This is a genomic window from Bacillus sp. FSL W8-0116, from assembly GCF_038003825.1.
Lineage (GTDB): Bacteria > Bacillota > Bacilli > Bacillales > DSM-4216 > Bacillus_O > Bacillus_O smithii.
This window is the reverse complement of record NZ_JBBOPY010000001.1, coordinates 901,051-924,889: the sequence shown is the minus strand read 5'-3', so window position 1 is coordinate 924,889 and position 23,839 is coordinate 901,051. Positions and strand designations below refer to the sequence as shown.

22 protein-coding genes and 1 pseudogene are annotated in these 23,839 nt (G+C 41.1%); 13 read left to right on the top strand and 10 right to left on the bottom strand.

Going from position 1 to position 23,839, the window contains the following annotated elements:
* Nucleotides 1-136 precede the first annotated feature (136 nt).
* The 4 genes from N1I86_RS04315 (at nt 137) to N1I86_RS04300 (ending at nt 5,089) form a co-directional block, all read left to right on the top strand.
* On the top strand, nt 137-874 hold the full coding sequence (locus N1I86_RS04315) for an MBL fold metallo-hydrolase (protein WP_003353739.1): 738 nt from the start codon (nt 137-139) through the stop codon (nt 872-874).
* A gap of 413 nt (nt 875-1,287) precedes the next feature.
* Nucleotides 1,288-2,202 (top strand): NAD(P)/FAD-dependent oxidoreductase, encoded by a 915-nt coding sequence (locus N1I86_RS04310; protein ID WP_341095127.1) that lies wholly within the window; start codon nt 1,288-1,290, stop codon nt 2,200-2,202.
* Between the two features lie 588 nt (nt 2,203-2,790).
* The gene (locus N1I86_RS04305; protein WP_048622844.1) at nt 2,791-3,456 is read left to right on the top strand and encodes an enoyl-CoA hydratase-related protein; all 666 of its coding nucleotides are present in this window, start codon (nt 2,791-2,793) and stop codon (nt 3,454-3,456) included.
* Between the two features lie 361 nt (nt 3,457-3,817).
* Nucleotides 3,818-5,089, top strand: a complete 1,272-nt coding sequence (locus N1I86_RS04300) for a M48 family metallopeptidase (RefSeq protein ID WP_445662255.1) — start codon at nt 3,818-3,820, stop codon at nt 5,087-5,089.
* Nucleotides 5,090-5,487: 398 nt separating this feature from the next.
* On the opposite strand, the gene N1I86_RS04295 is transcribed toward N1I86_RS04300, so the two are convergent.
* Entirely contained in the window at nt 5,488-5,718 is a 231-nt protein-coding gene (locus N1I86_RS04295) for an IDEAL domain-containing protein (protein WP_327797979.1), read from the bottom strand.
* A 136-nt stretch (nt 5,719-5,854) separates the two neighbouring features.
* Here N1I86_RS04295 and N1I86_RS04290 point away from each other — a divergent pair, with 136 nt between their 5' ends.
* On the top strand, nt 5,855-6,469 hold the full coding sequence (locus tag N1I86_RS04290) for a competence protein ComK (RefSeq protein WP_270583067.1): 615 nt from the start codon (nt 5,855-5,857) through the stop codon (nt 6,467-6,469).
* Nucleotides 6,470-6,656: 187 nt separating this feature from the next.
* On the opposite strand, the gene N1I86_RS04285 is transcribed toward N1I86_RS04290, so the two are convergent.
* The gene (locus tag N1I86_RS04285; RefSeq protein ID WP_341095119.1) at nt 6,657-7,049 is read right to left on the bottom strand and encodes a hypothetical protein; all 393 of its coding nucleotides are present in this window, start codon (nt 7,047-7,049) and stop codon (nt 6,657-6,659) included.
* A 253-nt stretch (nt 7,050-7,302) separates the two neighbouring features.
* On the opposite strand from N1I86_RS04285, the gene N1I86_RS04280 reads away from it, so the two are divergent.
* From N1I86_RS04280 to N1I86_RS04270, 3 genes are all read left to right on the top strand, one after another.
* Nucleotides 7,303-7,926 carry a TVP38/TMEM64 family protein gene (locus N1I86_RS04280; protein ID WP_003353731.1) on the top strand — a complete coding sequence of 208 codons (624 nt, stop codon included), beginning with the start codon at nt 7,303-7,305 and terminating at the stop codon, nt 7,924-7,926.
* Nucleotides 7,927-8,058: 132 nt separating this feature from the next.
* Nucleotides 8,059-8,751, top strand: coding sequence for an FUSC family protein (locus N1I86_RS04275; protein WP_341095114.1), 693 nt, complete (start codon nt 8,059-8,061; stop codon nt 8,749-8,751).
* A 42-nt stretch (nt 8,752-8,793) separates the two neighbouring features.
* The gene (locus N1I86_RS04270) at nt 8,794-10,167 is read left to right on the top strand and encodes an IS1380-like element ISGsp2 family transposase (protein ID WP_339195758.1); all 1,374 of its coding nucleotides are present in this window, start codon (nt 8,794-8,796) and stop codon (nt 10,165-10,167) included.
* Nucleotides 10,168-10,631: 464 nt separating this feature from the next.
* Here N1I86_RS04270 and N1I86_RS04265 read toward each other — a convergent pair whose 3' ends face one another.
* Complete coding sequence (locus N1I86_RS04265; protein WP_341095112.1) at nt 10,632-10,874, bottom strand: hypothetical protein; 243 nt, start codon at nt 10,872-10,874, stop codon at nt 10,632-10,634.
* 271 nt (nt 10,875-11,145) lie between these two features.
* On the opposite strand from N1I86_RS04265, the gene addB reads away from it, so the two are divergent.
* On the top strand, nt 11,146-14,628 hold the full coding sequence (gene addB, locus N1I86_RS04260) for a helicase-exonuclease AddAB subunit AddB (protein ID WP_341095109.1): 3,483 nt from the start codon (nt 11,146-11,148) through the stop codon (nt 14,626-14,628).
* On the top strand, nt 14,628-18,398 hold the full coding sequence (gene addA / locus N1I86_RS04255; RefSeq protein WP_341095107.1) for a helicase-exonuclease AddAB subunit AddA: 3,771 nt from the start codon (nt 14,628-14,630) through the stop codon (nt 18,396-18,398). Before addB ends, addA begins: the two co-directional genes overlap by 1 nt.
* 87 nt (nt 18,399-18,485) lie before the next feature.
* On the opposite strand, the gene N1I86_RS04250 is transcribed toward addA, so the two are convergent.
* The 6 genes from N1I86_RS04250 to N1I86_RS04225 are packed head-to-tail and all read right to left on the bottom strand — an operon-like array spanning nt 18,486 to nt 20,382.
* On the bottom strand, nt 18,486-18,704 hold the full coding sequence (locus tag N1I86_RS04250; protein ID WP_003353726.1) for a spore germination protein: 219 nt from the start codon (nt 18,702-18,704) through the stop codon (nt 18,486-18,488).
* 1 nt (nt 18,705) lies between these two features.
* Complete coding sequence (locus tag N1I86_RS04245) at nt 18,706-19,122, bottom strand: spore germination protein GerPE (protein ID WP_341095105.1); 417 nt, start codon at nt 19,120-19,122, stop codon at nt 18,706-18,708.
* 7 nt (nt 19,123-19,129) lie between these two features.
* On the bottom strand, nt 19,130-19,309 hold the full coding sequence (locus N1I86_RS04240; protein ID WP_003353724.1) for a hypothetical protein: 180 nt from the start codon (nt 19,307-19,309) through the stop codon (nt 19,130-19,132).
* A complete protein-coding gene (gene gerPC / locus N1I86_RS04235; RefSeq protein WP_003353722.1) occupies nt 19,284-19,904 on the bottom strand; it encodes a spore germination protein GerPC in 621 nt (206 codons plus the stop codon). The genes N1I86_RS04240 and gerPC overlap by 26 nt, the downstream gene beginning before the upstream one ends.
* Nucleotides 19,905-19,919: 15 nt before the next feature.
* Entirely contained in the window at nt 19,920-20,147 is a 228-nt protein-coding gene (locus N1I86_RS04230) for a spore germination protein GerPB (RefSeq protein ID WP_003353721.1), read from the bottom strand.
* A gap of 13 nt (nt 20,148-20,160) precedes the next feature.
* Complete coding sequence (locus N1I86_RS04225) at nt 20,161-20,382, bottom strand: spore germination protein (protein WP_003353720.1); 222 nt, start codon at nt 20,380-20,382, stop codon at nt 20,161-20,163.
* Nucleotides 20,383-20,621: 239 nt separating this feature from the next.
* Here N1I86_RS04225 and N1I86_RS04220 point away from each other — a divergent pair, with 239 nt between their 5' ends.
* The 3 genes from N1I86_RS04220 (at nt 20,622) to N1I86_RS04210 (ending at nt 23,297) form a co-directional block, all read left to right on the top strand.
* The gene (locus N1I86_RS04220) at nt 20,622-21,788 is read left to right on the top strand and encodes a DUF418 domain-containing protein (RefSeq protein WP_341095102.1); all 1,167 of its coding nucleotides are present in this window, start codon (nt 20,622-20,624) and stop codon (nt 21,786-21,788) included.
* 27 nt (nt 21,789-21,815) lie between these two features.
* Nucleotides 21,816-22,718: a fumarylacetoacetate hydrolase family protein gene (locus tag N1I86_RS04215; RefSeq protein WP_003353718.1), complete on the top strand. Its 903-nt coding sequence runs from the start codon at nt 21,816-21,818 to the stop codon at nt 22,716-22,718.
* 195 nt (nt 22,719-22,913) lie between these two features.
* Nucleotides 22,914-23,297: a YisL family protein gene (locus tag N1I86_RS04210; protein ID WP_003353717.1), complete on the top strand. Its 384-nt coding sequence runs from the start codon at nt 22,914-22,916 to the stop codon at nt 23,295-23,297.
* A gap of 234 nt (nt 23,298-23,531) precedes the next feature.
* On the opposite strand, the pseudogene N1I86_RS04205 reads toward N1I86_RS04210, so the two are convergent.
* Nucleotides 23,532-23,822: pseudogene (locus N1I86_RS04205) on the bottom strand (DUF2777 family protein); the annotation flags it as partial.
* Nucleotides 23,823-23,839 lie beyond the last annotated feature (17 nt).

Here is a 23,839-nt window from a genome sequence, read left to right as displayed (position 1 = left end):
AAGCAGTATGCCTTTTACACAGATCATAAAGGACAGGAAGAGGTCAAAGTGCAGCAAACTTTCCCTTAATGTCCATTTGATTAATGCGGGGATCACGCTGACAGAAGTTTTACTAATGGAAGAGGTGATTGAAAACATGAAATTGACGATCATCGGCCCGTGGGGCGGATATCCAAAAGCGAATGAAGCGAGTTCAGGTTATTTATTGCAGCAAAACGGATTCAATCTTTTAATCGATTGCGGAAGCGGCGTCCTATCTTTTTTACAAAACTATATAGAGCCAGAAAATTTGGATGCCGTGCTGATTTCCCATTATCATGCTGACCATGTAGCGGATATCGGTGTACTGCAGCATGCTTTACTTATTAGGAAATACTTCAATAAAGAAATCAAGACGCTTCCTATCTATGGCCATCATGAAAGTGAAGACTATCGATCATTAACGTATAAAAACATCACAAAAGGTTCGGTGATTGACGAAAACACTGAACTTTCCATCGGCCCTTTTTCCGTAAGTTTTTTAAAAACACGTCACCCTGTTCCTTGTTATGCGATGAAAATAGCATCAGATGAAGGCACATTGGTTTATACGGCTGATTCCGCTTATCAAGAAGCATTTGTGGACTTTGCGAAAGATTGCGATTTGCTATTATGTGAAAGTAATTTGTTTAGCGGAATGAACGGAAATCAGGCCGGACATATGACAAGTACAGAAGCAGGGAGGTTGGCAGCACGATCGGGGGCGAAAAAACTAGTGTTGACCCACTTGCCTCAGTACGGCAGTTTGCATCAGTTAAAAGAAGAGGCTGAAAGTGAATTTAATGGGCCGGTCATATTGGCAGAAAAAGATTTGCAAATAATGGTTAAAAAGTGACAAAATCCAGTTCGCCCAGTCTTGTTTCTGAAAATTTTACGTTGATTTTGATCTATTTTTGATCATTTTAGGGAATGAAAAACATATGAAAGAATGAGAAGGAGTATATTGATAAAAAAGTTTTTCTGATCAGTTTTAAAACCGTGCGGAATTTGAATTTTGTGATGAGTCGTGATGGCAAAGTTTCAAACTCTTGCTGAGCGTTTGTAATTGTTGTTCTTCCTTCATGTTTGACGCTTGTTTTCACCTGTGATGTGGCGAGCGGATGATACGAGTTCAGGAAAAAGAAAATGTGAGCTGTACGGATAAGAATGGTTTAGGAAAAAACTTGCAAGGATGATGATGTGTTTTTTTCATACTATAAAGAATGAAGAGGTGCTGATTTCATTTTAAATGGAAGGAAGGGCTTTTCCATGACTTATGACTGCATTATTATTGGCGGAGGCATTGCTGGTCTGCAGGCGGCCATTCAACTAGGACGCTATCAACATCGTGTGTTGGTCATTGACGCTGATCAAGGCCGCTCCGTATTATGCCGCAGCTTTCATAACCTTTTAGGCTGGCCCGATGGTGTCAGCGGACGGACATTGCGAACCATTGGAAGAAATCAAGCGGAAAAATTAGGAATCGAATTTCGGAACGGATGGGTAGTCGATGCCCGTTCTGAGTCGGATGAATTTCTGTTGTTTTGTGATGATGGTTCGTCTTTTCGAGCCAAAAGGCTTCTTTTTGCTACCGGTGTCATGGATCGTCTTCCTCCGTTTCCTAATATCATTCCTTGTTTAGGAATCAGCGCTTATATATGCCCTGACTGCGATGGTTTTGAAGTAAAAGGGCAGCGAGTGATTGTGATGGGGTCAGGAGATGCCGGAGCCAACTTAGCGTTGGCGCTTACTTATTTTACCACTGATATTTTCTACGTTGACCATGAACAGGCAGGCATCAGCCAACGTGTGATGGAAAAGCTAAGACATAAGAATATCCATTATGTGCCGGTGCCGATAAAAGAGGTATTGGCCGATGGTTCCCAATTTAAAGGTGTTCATCTTGTGAATGGAGGATGGATTCCGGCGGGACGGTGCTTTCTTGGATTCGGCGGAAATGAAGTTCGTTCAGCCTTAGCGGAAAAATTAGGGGTAAAACTTCATAAAAATCGGCATATTCTCACTGATCCGCGCACAAAAATGACTAATGTCAAATATGTTTGGGCAGCAGGCGATGTAACGGTTCATTCCGAGCAAACCGCCATTGCGATGGGAGACGGGATCCAAGCAGCCATTTGGATTCATAAAAGCTTGATTTCAAATGTGCTGGAGAATATGCATTAAATACAGATGATTTCGTATTATTTGTTTGAAATATTGCGGTGTAATGGGTTTATAAAACTTCCCCTCTGTTTGGAGGATGCTTTCAGTCGTTCGCACAGCAGAGAAGTACGAGGATCGAATCATGACTTTCGATTGGGAGACTATTTAGGGAGGTTTGACCTCCGTTTCTATCTTGATTTTTACCAAAAAAAGAACATAATGGATAAGAATGCGGTTCTATTTCATTGATTCTAATTTGACATCGACTTGTTGTGGATTATTCGTGGGATTGATCATTCATTATTTGAATCGAGATGCACGGCTACTTTCCAATATCCGAAAAAAAGGCTTTTGCTTTGCTTTTTTTCTGTTTGGGGCTTTTTTGCAAGAATGCAGGCAAGAAAGTTCATGAAAAAACTTTTGGTGCACATATGTTGTATGGAAGAGCCGGTGATAACAGCTGGGATTCTGTTTTTTTCTTGCTCTATAGAAAATAATGGTCCACACTTTTCATGAGAACCTTTTTTCCGATAAAATAAAAATGGTACTGGAAAAAGAAAAATCAAAGAAAGATAGATTGTGTAGGTTCTAGAATTGGAGGCGAATCAGATGGATTTCGTTAAATACGAGCAAGAAGGCTCCATTGCGTACATTACTTTTAATCGTCCCGAAGAATCCAATTCCTTAAATGAAGAGATGTTGAAGGATTTGGAGCAATATTTGGATGAAATTCGTGTGCGTACCGATATTTCCATCGTGGTTTTACAAGGAGAAGGTGAGCAAGCTTTTTGTACAGGAGTCGATTGGGGCGAAGAAGCTCTTTATTCAGATGAACAGAAAAGAAAATTTCAAAATAAAATCCGAGAAGTGCTGTTGAAGGTGGAGGAACTTCCTCAGCCAACTATTGCGGCCATTAACGGAGCGGCTTTTGATGAAGGTTTTGATTTGATTCTCGCATGTGATTTCCGTTTTGCTTCAAGACATGCCGAAATTGGCTTTAATCAAAAGAACCCTGGAACGATTCCTTATGCAGGAGCTGTCCGCAGGCTTCCTAAACTGATTGGGGAAGGCAAGGCTTTAGAACTGATTTTAACAACTAAAATTTTAAATGCCCATGATGCTTATGCATATGGATTATTGACAAGGGTATCACCCCCTGAAAAGCTTTTCGAACGGGTGAAGGACTTCGCAGAAGAACTTTCCATTTTCAAGGCGGACGAGCTTCGGAAAATTAAGGCGGCTGTGAAAAACGGTGGTCACCCGAATCTTTTTTAAAATATCGTCCATTCTTTTATTAAACTGGTAAAATCGCATACTTGCGGTTTTACCTTTTTCTTATAGGTCTGAAACGGCGCCGTCATGGAACCTATCCAGTGTTTGGGGCGGTAATGGGCATGTGCTTTTTGTTTTATGAAAGGCAAGAAAGTGATTATTTGTTTGACCATTATCCCATGAATAGATCATGGGGGATTTTTCTTGAAAGAGCCATGCTTCTTTCCGTTAAGAGGAACGGTAAAATGTTTTTGTCCTATTTTACAATGAAAATTTGGGAAGAGTTGTGCAAAGAAATTGCTTGTTCTATTTTGAATGAATCCAAACTACACATAATAGTAAGGGACAAAGATAGGAAAGGGGGATGGGAGAGTTGAAAAAATGGGGTCTGTGGGCAATAGCTGCCTATCTATTGTTTGGCTTATGCATATATTATTACTTGTTTGTATTTGCCAACAGCAGTGTACCGGATATATATAAAGGAACGAGCGCCGATCCGGCGACATTTTTAAAATCTCGTGAATTAGTTCTAAGCGAGGAATATTCAAAAATTCGGGATTTGTTGTTCTTTTTGTCCACACCTTATGAATGGCTTCTTTATTTGTTTATTCTCATCTTTGGAGTTTCAACTGTTTTTGAAAAATGGGCCAATCAAGCATCCCGATTTCAGTTCGTTCGGAATGCTGTTTATTTATTCTGGTTATCTCTCCTCACATTTGTATTAATGTTTCCTATTCGATATTTGTCGTATCATTTTTCGAAAACCTATCATATCTCAGCTCAAGAATTCGGCGGATGGATGAAAGACAACGTGATCGATTTTTGGGTCAATTATTTGATCATGTTGGTATTAGTGACGATTTTGTATGCGCTCATGAAGCAGTTTCCAAAAAAATGGTGGCTTGCTTCTTGGATCTTATTTGTTCCGTTTACCTTTTTTTTAATGTACGTACAGCCGGTATGGATTGATCCTTTGTATAACCACTTTTATCCGATGAAAGACAAACAATTGGAATCTAAAATTTTGTCATTGGCTGATAAAGCCCATATTCCGGCGAATCATGTGTATGAAGTGGATATGTCGGAGAAAACTCATGCTTTAAATGCTTATGTGACGGGAGTAGGTTCTCATTCTCGGATTGTTTTATGGGATACGACTCTTCAAAAGCTGAATGACAATGAAATTTTGTTTATCATGGCTCATGAGATGTGCCATTATGTTGAAAAGCATATTTATTTTGGCATTGCCGGCTATTTGCTTCTCGCGTTCGTCGGTTTTTGGATTACAGCCAAATGGATGGCGCGATGGATTGATCGCCATGGCCAAAAGCTCCATATCCAATCGATCTCTCAATTAAGAACATTGCCGCTCTTCTTGTTGATTATTTCCATATTGGTGTTTGCATCCAGTCCTATTTCCAATCTGGCTTCCAGGTATGAAGAAACGCGTGCGGACCGCTATGCAATCGAAATGACGAAAAATAAGGAAGCAGCCATAGAATCATTTCAGGAATTGACAAAATCGGGACTGAGCCAAGTGAATCCGCCGCTTCTGGTGAAAATTTTTCGTTATACCCATCCTACGATGCTTGAACGGATTCATATGGTGGAAACTTATCCAATAAAACAGAAATAATTTGGAACAGCCGAAAAAATGGCAGTTCATGATCAAAAAAGTAGAAGGTAGAATGTCATTCTTATTCGGAAAGAAAGAATTTCATAGACAAAGCGCTAATCCCTTGGGTTTTGTTGTTGGTTCCCAAGGGATTACATTTTTTCCGGATTTATTGTTTCTCTTTCTATAAAAACGAATGGCTAATGACTCGTTTCCATGCATGTATCCATTCATGAACACTTGCATTCTTATTCGCAATGATTGTGGAATGTCGGTTTTTTACAAAAACAAGTGGGGGAAATGCTCAAAAAGGTTCCCGTATCTGTTAAGGATACGGGATATTTACCGTTTGTCCGGGGAAATCCTTATGATGATTATGAGTTGGTTTTACGTGAGGATTAATGTAGAGAAGTATCTTTTTAAATACCAAAGCGTTTTTCTAATTCAATCAATTTGGCGGAAAGTTCAAGGAAGGATTCTCGATCTCTTGCATCCAATGTTTTGTCGATTTCTTCCATCAGCTGTTTCTTTTCCTTGTTCAACAAGATTTCATTCAAAAGCATATCGATGTAAACATCAATCATATTCTCGTGGCTGAGTGGCGCTCCATTCGACTTCATCATCTCGGTATAAGATCTTTTATTTTCCATTTCGCTCACCTCGAATGCCTTTTTTTTATTATATGGAATTTGAGACAAATATTCAACTGAAATTTTATAATTTTTTGAAAAATTTTACCTGAAAAATGAAAAATCGGTGTTTTTTGAAAAGGAATGAGACATTCATTTGAAAAGATGGTATGATAATCAAAAAATAGAAAAAGAAGAAAGGAGAAAAATGGCTATGGAAAAGGAAAAGAAAAACAAAATGATGTTAGAATACGAGATCAATCCCTTAACTATGATCATCCTTCCGGCAGAATATGGACAAAAAGTGTATTCCAAAATTATGGAAGTAGAGGATGAATATATTTCACCGATGAAGCCTTTCGATGTCGTCAAAAGAAGCTGCAAGTACTATGGAGCGTCTTATTCAGGCAGGAGAGAAGGGACCCGACAATTAATCGGCATTACCCATAAAGCTCCGATCATTGTGGACCCGTTTCATGCGATTTATTTGTTTCCTACATTGTCTCCTGCAAAAAGCGACTGCATATGGATCAACCACGAACATGTGGCGGCTTATGACCGAGCTGATGCCTATGAAACATCCGTCACCTTCAGCAATGGAAAATCACTTCGTCTCCCCATCTCCCGAAGCTCCTTTGAATCACAGTTTATGCGTACTGCCATGCTGAGAATTCGTTTTGAACAAAGAATGCAACATATTGAAAAAAAATATGGGATGAATGCAGACAAAAGAATGGCGTTAGAAGGCTATCACCCTTATCATTTCAGGTAAAAGAAGTCCAGAGTGGAACACTTTGTTCTTTGCTCCATTAAAAGTAAAAGGCATGTGCTGACGGAAAGGTTTATTCCTCAAAGTTGGACGAGTGATCCATTGCGAAATGTAAAGGAATGGGCCTTTCTTGCCAGCATGATCTTTCTTAAACACGGATCTTCCCTTTATGCGAAATAAGAGTTTGTTTTTATCCGTTTGATGGATTGGCTGAATGAGAGGGGTTATGATATCGTTCGAACAAGTAATATTTCATTAACTCTTCTACTTTATTGCGAAGTCTCGGATTAAAGTAATTATGATACTCTTCATAGCCGTTATATAAAAATACATACATCGTAAATAAATCATCTGATCGGACTTTTTCCGCTTTCATGCGGCGGTCCCGCATATATTTGCGGGTGTTCGCCAAATCTTTTTGTACCTCTTTTATCGTTTGGGCGATCCAATCTATATAAGGATTTCTCAGCTTAAAAGGGCTTTTTTCCACCACTTTTAGATCTTTATTTAAAACGGTTAAAAGCATAGGCAAATAAATAGCTTGTTCTAAAACATCACGGTCATCAGGAGGAATCCTTGTCATCTTTACTCTCCCCTAAAAGAACATTTGTTCGTATATATTTTACTGAGATGAAGCCATCATTTCAAGTATTCACGCCATGACTCTTTTCCATGCTTTTTAGGTGTAAATGTTTAAAATAAATGATCTCGTTATGATAAAATAATAAAGTCATCTTCTTTTTGTCCGGAAAATCTGCCGGATTTTTGATAATGAATGTGGAAAAATGATAGTGATAGGGGTTAACAGAGGATTGAATGAGAGGAAAAGGAATTAAATGGATTTTGAGACTCTGACAAATGGGTTTACACTTGAACACGTAATGGACTTAATCCGAAAATATCGTTCATTTGGGCCGATACCAGGAATTTTGCTTCCCATGATGGAGGCGTTTTTTCCGTTTTTGCCTCTGTTTTTATTTGTAATGGCCAACGCCAACGCTTTTGGTCTCTGGTTAGGATTTTTGTTTTCCTGGGTTGGAGCTGTTGCCGGCGCTTTGCTTGTTTTTGGATTGATCAGGAAATTCGGGCAAAGAAGAATGCTTCGCTTTCTGAAAAATCATCCGAAGGTAAGCAAATTGATGAACTGGCTGGAAAGACATGGGTTTGGCCCGCTCTTTTTATTGATGTGCTTTCCGTTTACGCCGTCTGCTCTCATCAATATAGTGGCCGGGCTTTCCAATATAAAAAAATACCAGTATTTCATAGCTGTAGTGGCTGGTAAAATGGTGATGATATTCACGATCAGCTTCATTGGCCATGATGTCGTTTCCCTTATTAAAAAGCCGCTTCGGACCGTGATCGTGGTGATCGTGATTTTTATCCTTTGGCTTGCAGGGAAATGGCTGGAATTGCGATTGAATGAAAAAGAACACAAAAAGGGAAAGCAACCTGGTACATAAAAAAGAAAAAAGGACTGTTCTCCTGCTTGAAAACGGACTTCAGTGGAGGACGGTCCTTTTCGTCATTGCATAAATCGTGTTGGAAAAACCAAACTAATTCCTGATATTTGCTACATATCAGGAGGGATGCAGGTGGGGCAAATAAAGCTGACAATGCCGGAAAAAATAAGCCTGATTCTCAAAATGGTGATTGGATCAGCCGTTTCATGGGAATCGGCCATTTTATTTGGTTCAAAATATCCTTATTTAGGACCGATTTCACTCATTCTTTGTTTACAAACGACGATCATGAAAACGATCCAATTTGGAATCGCTCGAATCGTCGGAACGATCATCGGGGCAGCGTCTGTTTTCATTCTCTCATCTTCTTTGCATGCGAATGCCTGGTCATTGGCTATTGTCATGCTGGTCAGTCTTGTCATCCCTCTCCTTTTAGGGGCTGATGGCATTATGCTGCACCAAATTGCACTAAGCGTACTGCTCGTTTTTGCATTTGAGCATAAGCTTGAGGGATATGGATTGGATCGAATCAGAGATTCCATCATTGGGGTAGCCGTGGCTCTGTTGCTGCAACAATTCTTCCATCCGCCTAATTTAACAAAAAAAGCAATGAAAGAAGTGGAAGAATTGCCTGAAATATTAGCGGATAAACTGAAATCCTTGGCAGTCTGGCTTGACGCAGGAGCCCTTTTCTTGTTGGAGTCTTCCCTCCGCAATTGGAATGACGGAAAAACAATAGCAAATATTGCATTTCATAAGAATTATGAGAACCCTGAATCCGTGACAAAACATCTTTACAATGGTCGCAAACCGTTGATACGATAAGGAAAAACGACGTTGACGATTCTTCATCAAGTAGGTGATGTGATGAAAGATTTCCCGATTCGGTTTGTATTGACAGATGAAGCGATTACCCCAAGTGCTGGGCTTGCTCTCGTTGGCTACTTACTCCATCGAACGAAACTGGATAAACGGGTAAACGCACTTCGGCTTCCAACGGTTCGTCGAGAAGTGCACATTTCCCATAGCGATGTCATTCGCTCGATGATTGGCTTGCTTGCCACAGGAAAAACGGATTTCGATCATATCGAAGCGTATCGTCAGGACGATATCTTTTCGGCATCGATGGGGATTCAGCACGTGCCTTCCTCTCCAACCTTGCGACAACGACTCGATCAGCTCGCTTGTCTTCCGATGACCGAAACGATTCTTTGGGAGGAGTCCATACGTCTGTTGATTCAACGACATGCCACTTTGTCCCCTTGTTGGACCAAAGGAAAGACGACATGGCTTCCCCTTGATATAGATGGTTCCCCATTTGACAACTCCGATACGAAAAAAGAAGGAGTCAGTCGAACGTATAAAGGATTTGACGGTTTTACACCGTTGTTTGCGTATGCAGGGAAGGAAGGGTATCTCGTTCATGCCGAGTTGCGTCCAGGGAAACAACATGTGCAAGACAACATGCCCTCGTTTTTAGTCACCGCTATCCGTCGAGCTCGTCAACTGACTTCATCTCGTCTGCTTGTTCGCATGGATGCAGGAAACGATGCAGAAGCGAATGTGCACGTATGCCTAAAGGAAGACGTGGACTTTGTCATCAAGCGAAACTTACGCCGAGAATCGAAAGCGCTTTGGTTCCAGATCGCTTCGCAAAAGGGCAAACGTGTCGATGATGGACAAAGCGAAGGAGTACAAACCTATGAGCTATGCCTTCCACAGAAGGCAGCGATCGATGGAAACACGTATACGTACGTTCAAGTCACCCAAGTGACGGAACGGACGATGGAACGCAATGGACAGCTGATGCTCGTTCCTGATTATGAAGTGGAAAGCTATTGGGTGCGGCTCAAAGGATACGAGCATGTTCGAATGAGCGATGTGCTCGCGTTGTATCATGACCATGCGACATGCGAACAGTTTCATAGCGAACTGAAGAGCGACTTAGATTTAGAGCGGCTTCCATCTGGGAAGATGAAAACGAATGCGCTCGTGTTGGTCATGGGAGCCTTCGTTTACAATCTTCTTCGTCTGATTGGACAAGATCTATTAAGCGATCCGAGACATCCGTTGCACCACAAAGTGAAACGCCGCCGCATCAAGACGATTATTCAGACGGTGATCACGATGGCAGGGCGACTCGTCCGTCGATCACGACAGATCTGGATGAAACTGACGCGAAGGAGTGGCTATAGCGAGCCCCTACTGAACGTCTATCAGAAATGGAGAGAGGTAAGATAACGAACGAATGTTCGGGCACTGATGTCCAACGTCACTCCCTGTGCTTTTTTGTCTATTTTTTTGGTTCGTATACCTAAAAAAGAGATTTGTTCCATTTTCGGAAATAGGAGATGACATAGGTCATAAGCATAAAAAGGGTTTTATGGATTATCAATCCATCAAAATTACAACAAAATCAAAGTCGATTTCAATTCATCACGGATTCAGGGAGAACCTTTCAAATGAAAAATTTTACTTTCCGGCTATGTGGCATGCACAGCATCTACTCTCTGTTCTAAAACAACACCCGCTTGCCGCCGCTCTTTGAATCGGCTGGATACATGCTTTGACAACAGCTTTAATTTCTCAGTAAGGTTTAGCTTAAACTGCTGTTTCATGACGGTGGATCAGCATTTGATCATAATCCGGAGTATAAAATCTATGTTGGTAGGAACAGAGAGCAAAAATGCATTGATTTCGTTTGGCTATTTCATTATCACCCCTTCGTGATTCCTTCTTCCATCCACGATTTTAGTCGTCCGTAAAACCTCAGGATCCTGCAGTCTCCGTTTTTTTTGCAACCTCTTTTTGTACCAGTCATGCTGCAATATTCCCAGCAGCGCAAAAAATAACAAATAGTATGCGTATAGGAACTGTTCTGTTTTTCCGCTCACAATAGGATCGGTTAGAGAGATCACTTTTGCAAAGGTGATAGATAAATCTGCCATATTCAGCTGCGGTTCCCCTTTAATAAACTTTCCTTTTTGTCAAACTGGATAATTCTTTAAAAGTGAAATTTACGTGTTGAACAAGATTGTATTTGACAATACGAACATATGTTTGTTATTCTGGTAACAATAGATGTTGGTTCGAATGACAGGAATCAATGGCCGTCGGACAAAACAAAGAATTAGGTCATTTCAAAAAGGATACGGCGTTTTTTTATGTATTATAATGGGTATGACAGTCAAGGTACCATGAAACCGAAGAGGTGATCGCATGTCTGTTCGTTTTATTTTAGGACGTTCCGGAACCGGAAAAACGAAGTTCATATTAGATGAAATTACTCACCAATTAATCGAAAATCCATCTGGAAAGCCGATTGTTTATATAGTCCCTGATCAAATGACTTTTTTATCTGAATACACGCTTGTGAATACCCCGGGATTGAACGGCATGATGCGTGCTCAAGTTTATAGTTTTTCTCGTCTTGCATGGAAAGTTCTTCAAGAAACGGGAGGATTCGCTCGGATTCACTTGTCTTCAGCCGGTTTAAATATGCTGATTCGAAAAATCATCGAAGAAAGGAAAGAGAATCTGCGGCTTTTTGCTAAAATAGCGGACAAATCGGGGTTTATTCAGCATGTGGAAAAAGCGCTTATTGAACTGAAACGCTATTGTGTTGGCACTGATGAACTTGCGGCCAGGAGAACGGAGTTTGAGGAAAATGGAGAGGCCCATCTTTTGATTGATAAATTGCACGATCTCCACTTGATTTACGAAGAGTTTGAAAATCATCTCGTTGACCGCTATATAGCATCGGAGGATTATTTTCAATTATTGGCGGAGTCCATCCAAAAGTCGGAGTATTTGCAAGGCGCTCAAATTTATATCGATGGATTCCACAGTTTTACTCCCCAAGAATACTTGGTGATCTACGAATTGATGAAAGCTGCATCTCAAGTTTCGATTGCGCTGACGCTGGATCGTCCTTATTCAGAAGAACTTCCGCGAGAAACGGATTTGTTCCGGATGACTGGCGAAACTTATGCTTCCTTGTGGGAAATGGCCCGCGATTCCGGGATATCGACAGAAAATATCATGATGACGGAGTTTGTTCGCAGCAAGGAACAGAGTCTTATTCATTTGGAACGCTTTTTTGACAAAAGACCGGCCAAGCCGTTTATTGGAGAAGGCGCGCCCGTTGTTTTCGAGGCGGCGAACAGGAGAGCAGAGATTGAAGGAGTGGCAAGAGAAATCCGAAGACTTGTTCGTGAACATCATCATCGCTATAAAGAGATAGCAGTGTTGGTCAGAAACGGACAAGATTATCAGGAACTGATTGAAACTATTTTTTATGACTACGAGATTCCGTTTTTTATTGATCAAAAACGAACCATGTTAAATCATCCTTTTATTGAATTGATTCGTTCCAGTCTTGAAATTTTAACTAGCTTTTGGCGTTATGAACCGGTTTTTCGCGCTGTCAAAACAGAGCTTCTTTATCCTTTCAAGATGAAAGCAGAGCAGATAAGGGAAAAAATAGACCGGTTTGAAAACTATTGTTTGGCTCACGGAGTGAAAGGGGAACTGTGGACAACAAAAAAACGCTGGGTTTACAGAAGATACAGAGGACTTGAGCTGACGGACGCACCGCAAACGGACGAGGAGCGGGCGATGGAGGAAGAAATAAACGAATTGCGGGATATGATTCGAACGCCTGTTTTACGGCTCGATCGACGGTTTCGTCAAGCGAAAAACGGAAGAGATTTTTGCGAGGCGCTTTATAAGTATTTTGAGGAACTGGATATTCCGGCGAAACTGGAAAGACTCAGTATGGAAGCTGAAGAAAACGGGGATTTACTGGCAGCTCGTGATCATGAACAAGCGTGGAATGCTATCATTGGATTGCTGGACGAGTTTGTAGAGATGCTTGGCGACCAGCCTTTTACGCTGAAGAAATTCGCAACGATCCTCGAAGCGGGCATTGAATCGATGCGATTTACCAATGTTCCACCATCTGCCGATCAAGTCATCATCGCCGATTTGGAATTGTCACGTCTTTCGGATATCAAGACCGCATTTATCGTCGGAGTGAACGATGGAGTTTTGCCGGCCAAAATGGCAGAGGAAGGGATTTTGACGGATGAAGAGAGGGAACGGATGGCTTCATTAGGGATGAAGCTTGCACCAACGAGCAAAACCAGGTTGCTGAATGAAGAGTTTATTGCTTACAAAGCGTTTACAACTCCATCTGAACAACTTTATCTATCTTACCCGATCGCTAATGAAGAAGGGAAAGCTTTGCTTCCTTCCCTCTACATCAAAAGAATGAAGGAAATATATCCGAATATAAAAGAACAGCTATTGTTGAACGATCCTTCCGAACTGGAGGAGCAGGATCAACTGTCTTACATTTCCCATCCGGGGACGGCTATTTCGTATTTAACGTCTCAAATTCAGCTTAAATTACGGAATTATCCAATGTATTCCATTTGGTGGGATGTCTACAATTTTTATATGAGCCACCAAGATTGGAAGTGGAAGGCAAGGAGAATTTTGTCCAGTTTGTTTTATCGAAATGAAGCGAAGAATTTAACAGAGGAAACAAGCAAAGAGCTTTACGGAGACCATATTTTGGCTAGCGTTTCGAGAATGGAGCTTTTCCATGGCTGTCCGTTTTCCCATTTTGCTCGATTCGGGCTCGGTCTTCGAGAACGAGAGGTGTTCCGTTTAGAAGCTCCCGATATCGGTGAGCTGTTCCACGGAGCGTTAAAATGGATGGCCGATGAAGTGAAAAAAAGAGGTCTCGGCTGGAAGACATTGACGAAAGATCAGTGTGCGCAATTGGCAAGAGAATCGATTCAATATTTGGCGCCAAAGCTGCAAAATCAAATTTTATTGAGTTCGAACCGCTATCATTATATTAAGAAAAAGCTTGAATCTATTATCAGCAAGGCTTCTTACATTTTAAGCGAACATTCACGGGCAAGCGGGTTTGAGCCAATCGGGCTGGAATTAGGATTTGGACCAAAAGCAGAACTTCCGCCTTTTACGTTCACTTTGAAAAACGGCATCAAAATGGAGCTGGCAGGAAGAATCGATCGTGTTGATAAAGCGGAAGAAAACAGTAGTGTATTTTTAAGGGTGATTGATTATAAATCCAGCAGCAAGGATCTTGATTTAACAGAAGTTTATTATGGTCTTGCTCTTCAAATGTTGACGTATTTAGATATTGTGTTGGCGAATTCGGAACAGTTGATAGGAACCCCTGCATTGCCTGCCGGAGTGTTGTATTTCCATGTCCATAATCCGATGCTGAAAACGAATAAAATGCTGACGATGGACGAGGTGGAAGAAGAAATTTTTAAACAATACAAAATGAAAGGACTTGTGCTAAGCGATCCGAACGTGGTCCGATTGATGGATCAAACTTTGGAAACGGGGGATTCGGCCATCATTTCCGCCGGACTGAAAAAAGACGGAACGCTTAACGCGCGTTCAAAAGCAGCTTCTGATAATGATTTTGAATCGCTGAGAAAATATGTACGGAAGTTCTATGAAAAGACCGGCAATGATATTGTCTCCGGGAAAATCGATATTGCCCCATACAAATATAAAAAGAAAACACCTTGCGAATTTTGTTCTTTCCGTTCACTGTGCCAGTTTGACCCAAGTTTTGAGGAAAATCGATATCGAATCATCATACCTCTAAAAGATGAAGATGTATTAAAGTTGATACGCGAAAGGGGCGAGCAATGATGGGTAAACATCCAATTCCGTTAAAACCGGATCATGTAAGTTGGACAGACGATCAATGGAAAGCGATCATGGCGGACGGACAAGATATATTAGTGGCCGCAGCGGCAGGCTCTGGAAAAACGGCTGTCTTGGTGGAACGGATTATCCAAAAAATCACCAGTCGCAAAAATCCGGTGGATGTGGATGAATTATTGGTGGTCACATTTACAAATGCTTCTGCTGCAGAAATGAAACATCGAATTGGACAGGCTTTAGAAGAAGCCGCCAATCAGCAGCCAAATTCAGAGCATTTGCGTAAACAATTAGGCCTTCTGAACCGAGCGTCCATTTCCACTCTTCATTCTTTTTGCTTAGAAGTGATTCAAAAATTTTACTATTTGATCGATATCGATCCGGCGTTTCGGATTGTTGAGAATATGGAAGGAACGCTTCTTCGAGAGGAAGCGCTCGATGAACTTTTTGAAGAAGAATACGGAAAAGAAGGAAACGATCGCTTTTACCAATTGGTTGAAACTTTTTCCAACGACCGTAGCGATGCAGAACTTCAGGATTTAGTGAATAAGTTGTATTTTTTTTCACAATCTCATCCGAATCCGGAATTATGGTTGGAACAGTTAGCCGATATGTATGATGTGAATGAAGAGGATTCCATAGATGAATTACCGTTTTTAGGGGCACTGAAATTTGAAATTGGACTGCAGTTGGAAATTGCCTTCCAGCTCCTTCGCGAGGGATTAGAGCTGACGAAGAGGCCGGGTGGTCCGGCTCCTCGGGCGGAAAACTTTTTGATTGATCTGGAGATGGTCGAAAGCCTTTTAGCCGCAAAGGATTCTTGGCAAGATTTATACGAAAAGTTTCAAAACGTGACTTTTGATAGATTAAAAAGCTGCCGAGGATCAGAGTACGACAAAACCCTCGTGGATGAATCAAAAAACATACGGGATCAGGCGAAGAAAATCATACAAAAGATAAAAGACGACTATTTTTCAAGAAATCCTCGCTACTATTTACGGGATTTGAAAGAGATGAAAGACGTTGTCGAAACATTGGCTTATTTAGTAAAAGCGTTTATGAACCGCTACCAAGAAAAAAAGAGAGAAAAAGGGCTGGTCGATTTCTCCGACCTGGAACATTATTGCTTGGCGATTTTGACGGAATCGGAATCTAATGGCGAGCGAGTACCTTCGGAAGCCGCTTTGTATTATCAACATCGATTCAAAGAAGTATTGGTGGATGAATATCAAGATACGAATCTAGTTCAAGAAGCCATTCTTCAACTCGTTTCCAAGAGACCGGGGACAGACGGAAATTTGTTTATGGTTGGAGATGTGAAGCAGTCTATTTATCGTTTCCGACTGGCAGAACCAAATCTGTTCTTAGAGAAATACCGCCGGTTTACGGCAGACGGGGAAGGAAGCGGGCTAAAAATCGACCTTTCGAAAAATTTTCGCAGCCGGTATGAAGTCCTTGCAGGAACGAATTTTCTTTTTAAACAGATCATGGGTGCTAAAGTGGGAGAAATTGAATACGATGAACAGGCGGAACTTGTTAAAGGTTCATCTTATCCTGAAGAGGAAGAATATCCGGTAGAAGTGGTCTTGATGGACCAAGGAGAAAAACAGGAACGCGCTGTTTCGACCGAGGAATATGCGGATCAAGCTTTATTCGACGAAGAAGATTTGGAGCAATCGCAAATCGAGTCGCGATGGATGGCGGGGAAAATCCGGGAATTAATTTCGGAACGAAAACCTATTTTTGATCCGAAAACGCAAACTCATCGCCCGATCCAATACCGGGATATCGTTATTTTATTGCGGTCCATGACGTGGGCGCCAGAGATCATGGAAGAATTTAAAAAGGCCGGAATACCCGTTTATGCCGATTTGTCTACTGGATATTTCAATGCGACGGAAATCGCTATTATGATGTCTCTTTTAAAAGTCATCGACAATCCTTATCAAGATATACCTCTTGCTTCCGTTCTTCGCTCGCCGATCGTAAACTGTTCAGAAGATGAATTGGCAAAAATCCGCCTTCATTCTAAAAAAGGAAGCTATTATGATGCACTAAAAGCCTTTATTCAAGCGGTTCCGAAACCGTCTGAAGAAGAACTCCATGAAAAAGTGAGTTTATTTGCAAAAGAGCTTCCTAAATGGAGATCGAAGGCACGTACGGGAAGTCTTTCAGAACTGATCTGGCAGCTATATCGTGATACAGGATTTTATGAATTTGTGGGCGGGCTCCCTGGAGGCAAACAGCGGCAAGCCAATTTAAGGGCATTATACGATCGCGCTCGCCAATATGAAAGCACATCATTTCGAGGGCTGTTCCGGTTTTTGCGCTTTATTGAACGGATGAATGAACGCGGGGACGATTTAGGAGCTGCACGAGCTCTTAGCGAACAAGAAGATGTCGTTCGACTTATGACGATACATGCAAGCAAAGGACTGGAATTTCCTGTCGTCTTTGTGGCCGGTCTTGGCAAACGGTTTAACTTCGAGGATCTTAAAAAATCGTATTTAATGGACAAAGAGTACGGATTTGCCAGCAGCTATGTAAGTGTTGAAAAAAGAATCAGTTATCCAACGATTATTCAAATGGCCTTTAAAAGAAAAAAAAGGTTGGAATCAATAGCTGAGGAAATGCGGGTGCTATATGTTGCCTTAACCCGTGCGAAAGAAAAGTTATATTTAATAGGAACGTTAAAAAATGCCGAAAAGGCCATATCTTCTTGGAAAAAGGCACTAAGCCGGTCGGACTGGTTATTGAGCGAATACGACAGGGCCAATGCCAATTGTTATTTGGATTGGATCGGTCCGGCGCTTGTCCGTCATAGAGACGCATGTTTACTTCATGAAGATGAAACGGACTCTCCTTCGGAAATACAAGAAATTTGGCAGCATCCTTCAAAATGGTTGGTCCATCTTTACCATAAAGATGAGTTTAAAGAAACAGTAATGAACGAGAGTCAAGAAGAAAACGGATGGGCTGAACTGGTGGAAAAAGGAAAAATCGTTCCGTTTGAATCTTCATTTCAAAAAGAGATTACAAAGCAATTGGAGTGGAAATATCCATTTGCTGATTCAGTGCGGCTTCGTTCTAAACAATCGGTTTCCGAACTGAAAAGATTATTTGAAATGCCTGACGAATCAGCTGGTACCGATCTTATTCGCCGACATGAAAAACCTATTTTTGAGCGGCCGAAGTTTATGCAAGAAAAAAAATTAACACCCGCTGAAATAGGAACGGCCATGCATGCTGTCATGCAGCATATTCCGCTAAGCGTTTTTCCAACGAAGGAATCGATCATTGAATTGGTTGCTCAGTTGCAACAGAAAGAATTGATTACCGCTGAACAAGCGGAAGCGATTCATATTGAAGAAATTCTAGGTTTCTTTGAAACTTCTGTCGGAAAACGCCTTATCCGCGCTGATCGAATTTGGCGAGAGGTGCCATTTAGTATGGCGATAGAAGCGAAGGAATTGAACGAAAAATGGAAGGATGTAGCGGATTCCGTTTTAGTTCAAGGCATCATTGATTGCTTATTCGAGGAGAATGGTCAGCTTGTTTTGTTGGATTATAAAACAGGTCGAATGGACCGATTCGTAAAAGGCGGGAAGGATGTTGTTCAAGTATTGGAAAATCGCTATCGTATTCAAATAGCTTTATATACAAGAGCGGTGGAGCAAATTTTAAAGCGGCCGCTTTCTGAAGCCTATTTATACTTTTTTGACGGTGGCCGTCTTATAGAGATAAACGAGCGATTATGAAAGGAACCACATCCGCTTCACGGATCATCAATAAGCCGGCTGAAAGCCGTAAAAAGAAGGGGCTTTTAGCCGGCTGTATCTTTATGATCAATTATTTCCAGCAAGAGGCTGGTCGAAGACACTTGTTGTTATAGTTGGATTCGTGCTGAGCCCTGAATAGGTCACGATAAATGGTCCGGTATTAAAACCGCCGGCGCCTGCCGACGTTCTTGAGGCTGATTTTGGCGAAATAAAAGCGGTATCGCCAAATTGCACCACTCCGTTGCTCACGTGTATGAATTGGGCAGATCCGATTACAGACGGCATATCAAACATCCTTTGGCATAAGATTTTTCGTCTCCATGTTTTTAACGTTTTCAATGTTTTCAATATGACGAATATGTTTTACTCTTGAATCAAAAACACCGTTAACTAGCGAACCAATTTGAATCACTGCAGACGCAGATGTTCCGATGATGGAAAGATTTCCAACATGGATGACGGGGTTTACATGGAACATTTGGACTGAGTGTCCCGGTTCTCCAAGCTGAAAATGAAGAGGTTCCGAAAAAATCGGAAAAGATAAAAAAGGATATTCATCTAAAAAGAAAAATTGCTTTGTATGCTGAACGGCCAATACATTGGCTCTTGATGCGATATTTTCGACATCGCCGATATTGAAAACCGAACTGAAGAGAAGAGTCGTTAAATGAATATTGTCTACTACAGAAGACCGGACTGGCATAATACGATTACCCCCTAGGTGAAAATGGAACAAAAGGTCCCACGATCAAAGCTTCCGGAGGGGTATCGAAAGCGGAAAACAGTTGGATTTGGTTCGCATCTCCAATTAATACAAGCGAAGAACTGGATACACCAGTAATTTTAATATTGGCAACTTTTAATTCATGGTTGCTGACTTGGAGGTTCATTGAATGTTCCACCTTTCTGGTCAGGCATGGCAGTTAAAAAGCGGGCAATAGCTTGTTGAATATCCAATTTTGTTTTTTCGAGCACCTCTTGTTGTATGAGAGAAGAGTCTTTATGACGGTGAGCGAGCTGTTGAATATAAAATTGTATACGTTCCGGCAATTGTTTAGCAAGATCGGTTTTGATGACTGAGTAAACGGAAGGCTCTACTTTTCGTTTTTGAAGAACTTCCTGATGGCGGAGCCAGTCCGGCAGTTCATTATTAATATATTCATTCATGGCAGCATACGTGTTTAAAAGCAGTTGGGCGTACTCAAGCGGAGGCATGGCTGATTGGTCAGAAAAGGGAAGAGCCATATCAGCCATTTCTGCCGTATCTGCGGGATTCATACCAATATTCAACGTCCCTTCTAACGTATCGACTTTCAACTGATCAAATCGATATTCCATTTTTTCCACGTTCATAACCGGTTGCTTTTTCATGTCTTGCAATTGATCTTTAATAGATTGTATTTCCCGTTTCAGCACTTCAATTTTTTGATGCTGCTCTCCGATATATTGATATAATTGATGGAAAATAGAAGAGTAATTATACATTTTATCACCTCAACATTACGCAGTAGGCGGCTGCAGCGGGACAAGTATGGGCATTGTGGAATATTGCTTGTTGAGAATGTTTTGTGACAATTCGGGAGCCGGTTCTGTAAATCCGCCGGTATTATATAAATTGGCAATAGACCGACTGGAGCCGAGCGTACCGATTTGAAGTACGGAAGAATTGGTCATGCTGCCGATTTTGATCATACGAATTTGAATTGATTGTTGGACGTAAATATTCATAAAAAATCCCTCTTTAAAGGTTAAAGTTTATGCCTTGGTCGATTCCATCGTTGTCCAATGTGTTAGTGGCTGAATATTGGTTATAAATGGCCAAGCCATCTCCGGTATTGAATGATCCGGCGCCGGAAAAGGTTTTCGTATTGGAAATGGGGCGAATTTGTATGACATCCCCGATATGAAAGACGCCACTCGAGCTGACATTTATCACTTGAACGGCACCCACATAAGCTGGCATCGCCGTTCACATCCTTTTTTGAGAGTCTTGATTCTGATCATAAGTTCACCGTTTGATTATCAATAGACTATTCGAATTTGATGGCTGTTATTGTCTGAATCCAGGATTCAGCATCTGGCTAAGCCGTGCGTTCTGCTTTATTATATGTGGGGGTCGGGAAGATGTGATACTAAGCCTATAGAAAAAATAACTGGTCGGATTGCCTGGATGTTTGAAAATGATGATTTGGAGGAATGGTAATGGGCGAGGAAAATAGAACGCCGCTTCATCCCAATAAACGGATATTGTCGCTGGATGTCATGAGAGGGATATCGCTGCTTGGCATTTTCTTAGTCAACATGATTTCTTTTCATTCTCCTTATCTTTATTATGATCCTTATCATTGGTGGAATAGTCCGAGCGATTATGCCCATTATGCGTGGATCGATGTTTTGGCCCAAGCGAGTTTTTATCCGTTGTTTGCCATGCTGTTCGGATACAGCATGTCTTTGCAGCAAGAAAGATTGAAACAGAACTTTTTTTTGCTGGAGTCAAAACGTCTGTTGGTGCTGATGGTGGCAGGAATTCTTCATATCGTATTTATTTGGTCTGGAGATATCTTATTGAATTATTCGGTATGCGGCTTTCTTTTGCTTTTGTTTATGAAAGGACGAGGACGTACCTTAATCATATTTGGCAGCGTATTATATCTTATTCCGCATTTATTCTTAAGCATTCTATTGATTATGACATCGATCATAAATCCTGAAAGCACTGCTTTTTGGTCGGATATGAACGGCATTCAACATTCTATTCAAGCATACAGTACCGGTTCTTTTTGGAGTATTACGAAGCAGCGTCTCGTTGATTGGTATTCTGTCAACGGCTCGACTCATTTTTTTTCGGTGCTTTTGTCTATTTTTCCTATGTTTTTGATAGGGGCGGGGGCCGGAAAACTTCATTTGGTTGAATCAATTGAAAAGCATAAAAAGCTCAATCTTACTTTGCTGCTTATGTTCATGGCAGCAGGAATCTTCTTGAAATTGCTTCCATTCTTTTTTGGTCAGAACATGGCTTATCAATATGTGCAAGATTCACTTGGCGGACCGTTGCTTTCCGTTGCTTATGCATTTGCTGTCATGATCATTGTCCGCAATCCATACGGCCAGAAATACAGCAAATGGATCGCACAGGCGGGAAGAATGTCGTTGACGAATTATTTATTTCAATCTTTGATAGGGTCTTTGCTTTTTTACCATTATGGATTAGCTTTATATGGTAAAATAGATTTAATCACCGGCTCGTGGCTGGCATTTACCCTTTATCTCATCCAATTGATTTTATCGGAAATGTGGCTCTCCAAATTTCAACAAGGGCCTTTGGAAAACGTGTGGAAAATGCTGGTCTACGGCAGAAAAACAGCATGACGGGGAAAATAGATGGGGGTGAAGGACATGAAATGGGTCAGTTTCCGTACGGGGAAATATGATGGCTATGGCGTTTACGATGAACAAAAACAATTGATTTTGGACGTAAAAAAAATGGATGAACAAAGAAACGGCTATTCCGATCTTCCTGAACAGCTTGTAGAGGCGTTAGGATTAGGAGATCTCTTCTTGCAAAAAGTACATACTCTATTAAACTGGGAGCAGGGTCAACGTAACCGTCCGTGGGCGTTCAAATGGGAAGATGTGGAACTGTTGGCCCCCATTCCGCGGCCATTAAAAAATGTGATTTGCATTGGAAAAAACTATCGAGATCATGCGGTGGAATTGGGTGGAAAAGATGGGGTGCCTGAACATCTGATCGTTTTTTCGAAAGCACCGACAACCGTCACTGGTCATCTGCATCCGATTCCTGCTTATACGGATGTGACGGAAGCCCTTGATTATGAAGGTGAATTGGCCGTTATTATTGGTAAAAAAGGAAAAGGAATTCAAAAAGAAGAAGCTTTAGATTATGTCTTCGGGTATACCATCATTAATGACGTGACGGCAAGGGATTTGCAAAAGCGTCATGTACAATATTTTCTGGGAAAAAGCCTTGACTGTTCATGCCCGATGGGACCTTGGATTGTCACGAAAGACGAGGTGCCGGATCCAGGCAATTTGGGCATAGAAACAAGAGTGAATGGAGAAGTGAGGCAAAAGTCTAATACCCGACATTTTATTTTCTCGATTGAAGAAATAATAGAGACCCTTTCTAAAGGGATGACATTGGAACCCGGAGATGTGATCGCAACGGGAACTCCTGCTGGTGTTGGCCTCGGTTTTCAACCTCCAAAACTCTTAAAGGCCGGCGACGTTGTTGAAATTACCATTGAAGGCATCGGAACACTGAAAAACCAAGTGCAGTAATAGGGAATTTGAATCAGCCGACGAACATTGAACGGCGACGGTGATTAGGAAAAGTCTGTTTTGGCAAATGGTGTTGCCGACGAATTCCACCGGGTGAACGGTTTTTAAGCTTCTAAAATCCATATGAATGGAAAAAACGTTTTGAAAATGATTAGCCTTTTAAGGATGAAAGAAAAAGAGGGAGGAAACATCTTCATGGAAAGTGTTCTTTTTTATAATACCCATTTGCATATTACGACGTGGGTCATCGCCATTATATTGTTTCTCGTTGCTCTTGGACTGTCGAGAGGTCAAAACAAAAAAAGTTTGAATATAACGCATATGATCTTGCGCTTATTTTATGTATTTGTCTTTCTGACGGGTTTGTTCCTGTTTATGAAGAATCATGCCATCAATGAAATGCTGTACGGAATAAAACTGTTGGTTGGATTGATCGTGATTGGTATGATGGAAATGACATTGGTTCGTTTAAAAAAAGGAAAGAGTGCAACGGTTTATTGGATCATTCTGATTTTGGCTTTGATTGCCGTATTTTATATTGGATTTAAGCTTCCGCTTGGCTTTCATTTCTTCTCTTAAAAAAGAGCGGATGGATTTTTTCAAACGATGTCCAGCCACTTTTGGAAAAGGAAAATATTTGCTTTTTGATAGTTTCCGTCAAAGAGATCCAATTTTGAAATTACGACATCTATGTTGTAAAGATGGAGATGGACAAGTTAAGGCGAAGTTTCCATCTCTTTTTTAGCGTATGTAAACGGAATAACGAAGTTTGAAAGAAAAAAATCCCGTTTTCGTAATGATTCCGGGATTTTTTTATTCCAGTTTTTCTAAAATAATTCTTTTTCCGGTATTGATTGTCAGTTCAAACCGGTCGCTTCTTTTCTCCATATAGCTGAAATGATGGTGTACGGAGCATATTTGGTCACCGTTATCGAAAATGATAAAATTCGTTCCCTGACGAATGTCATTCCGATTTAAAAAGGCCAAGTGATTATAGCAATAAATACAGTCATAAATGGAAAACTGCATGCTGTTCAATCCGGAAAGGAAGTGCAAAAAGGCGTCATCGTTTAATTCATCCAACAGCAATTCCAACGAATATATAAATTAAAATAAAGGTT

Excerpts from the sequence above, each read along its gene's own strand:
- N1I86_RS04315 (WP_003353739.1), top strand. The coding sequence starts at position 137 with ATGAAATTGACGATCATCGGCCCGTGGGGCGGATATCCAAAAGCGAAT.
- N1I86_RS04310 (WP_341095127.1), top strand. The coding sequence starts at position 1,288 with ATGACTTATGACTGCATTATTATTGGCGGAGGCATTGCTGGTCTGCAG.
- N1I86_RS04305 (WP_048622844.1), top strand. The coding sequence starts at position 2,791 with ATGGATTTCGTTAAATACGAGCAAGAAGGCTCCATTGCGTACATTACT.
- N1I86_RS04300 (WP_445662255.1), top strand. The coding sequence starts at position 3,818 with ATGGGAGAGTTGAAAAAATGGGGTCTGTGGGCAATAGCTGCCTATCTA.
- N1I86_RS04295 (WP_327797979.1), bottom strand. The coding sequence starts at position 5,718 with ATGGAAAATAAAAGATCTTATACCGAGATGATGAAGTCGAATGGAGCG.
- N1I86_RS04285 (WP_341095119.1), bottom strand. The coding sequence starts at position 7,049 with ATGACAAGGATTCCTCCTGATGACCGTGATGTTTTAGAACAAGCTATT.
- N1I86_RS04280 (WP_003353731.1), top strand. The coding sequence starts at position 7,303 with ATGGATTTTGAGACTCTGACAAATGGGTTTACACTTGAACACGTAATG.
- N1I86_RS04270 (WP_339195758.1), top strand. The coding sequence starts at position 8,794 with ATGAAAGATTTCCCGATTCGGTTTGTATTGACAGATGAAGCGATTACC.
- N1I86_RS04265 (WP_341095112.1), bottom strand. The coding sequence starts at position 10,874 with ATGGCAGATTTATCTATCACCTTTGCAAAAGTGATCTCTCTAACCGAT.
- addB (WP_341095109.1), top strand. The coding sequence starts at position 11,146 with ATGTCTGTTCGTTTTATTTTAGGACGTTCCGGAACCGGAAAAACGAAG.
- addA (WP_341095107.1), top strand. The coding sequence starts at position 14,628 with ATGGGTAAACATCCAATTCCGTTAAAACCGGATCATGTAAGTTGGACA.
- N1I86_RS04250 (WP_003353726.1), bottom strand. The coding sequence starts at position 18,704 with ATGCCGTCTGTAATCGGATCTGCCCAATTCATACACGTGAGCAACGGA.
- N1I86_RS04245 (WP_341095105.1), bottom strand. The coding sequence starts at position 19,122 with ATGCCAGTCCGGTCTTCTGTAGTAGACAATATTCATTTAACGACTCTT.
- N1I86_RS04240 (WP_003353724.1), bottom strand. The coding sequence starts at position 19,309 with ATGAACCTCCAAGTCAGCAACCATGAATTAAAAGTTGCCAATATTAAA.
- gerPC (WP_003353722.1), bottom strand. The coding sequence starts at position 19,904 with ATGTATAATTACTCTTCTATTTTCCATCAATTATATCAATATATCGGA.
- N1I86_RS04230 (WP_003353721.1), bottom strand. The coding sequence starts at position 20,147 with ATGAATATTTACGTCCAACAATCAATTCAAATTCGTATGATCAAAATC.
- N1I86_RS04225 (WP_003353720.1), bottom strand. The coding sequence starts at position 20,382 with ATGCCAGCTTATGTGGGTGCCGTTCAAGTGATAAATGTCAGCTCGAGT.
- N1I86_RS04220 (WP_341095102.1), top strand. The coding sequence starts at position 20,622 with ATGGGCGAGGAAAATAGAACGCCGCTTCATCCCAATAAACGGATATTG.
- N1I86_RS04215 (WP_003353718.1), top strand. The coding sequence starts at position 21,816 with ATGAAATGGGTCAGTTTCCGTACGGGGAAATATGATGGCTATGGCGTT.
- N1I86_RS04210 (WP_003353717.1), top strand. The coding sequence starts at position 22,914 with ATGGAAAGTGTTCTTTTTTATAATACCCATTTGCATATTACGACGTGG.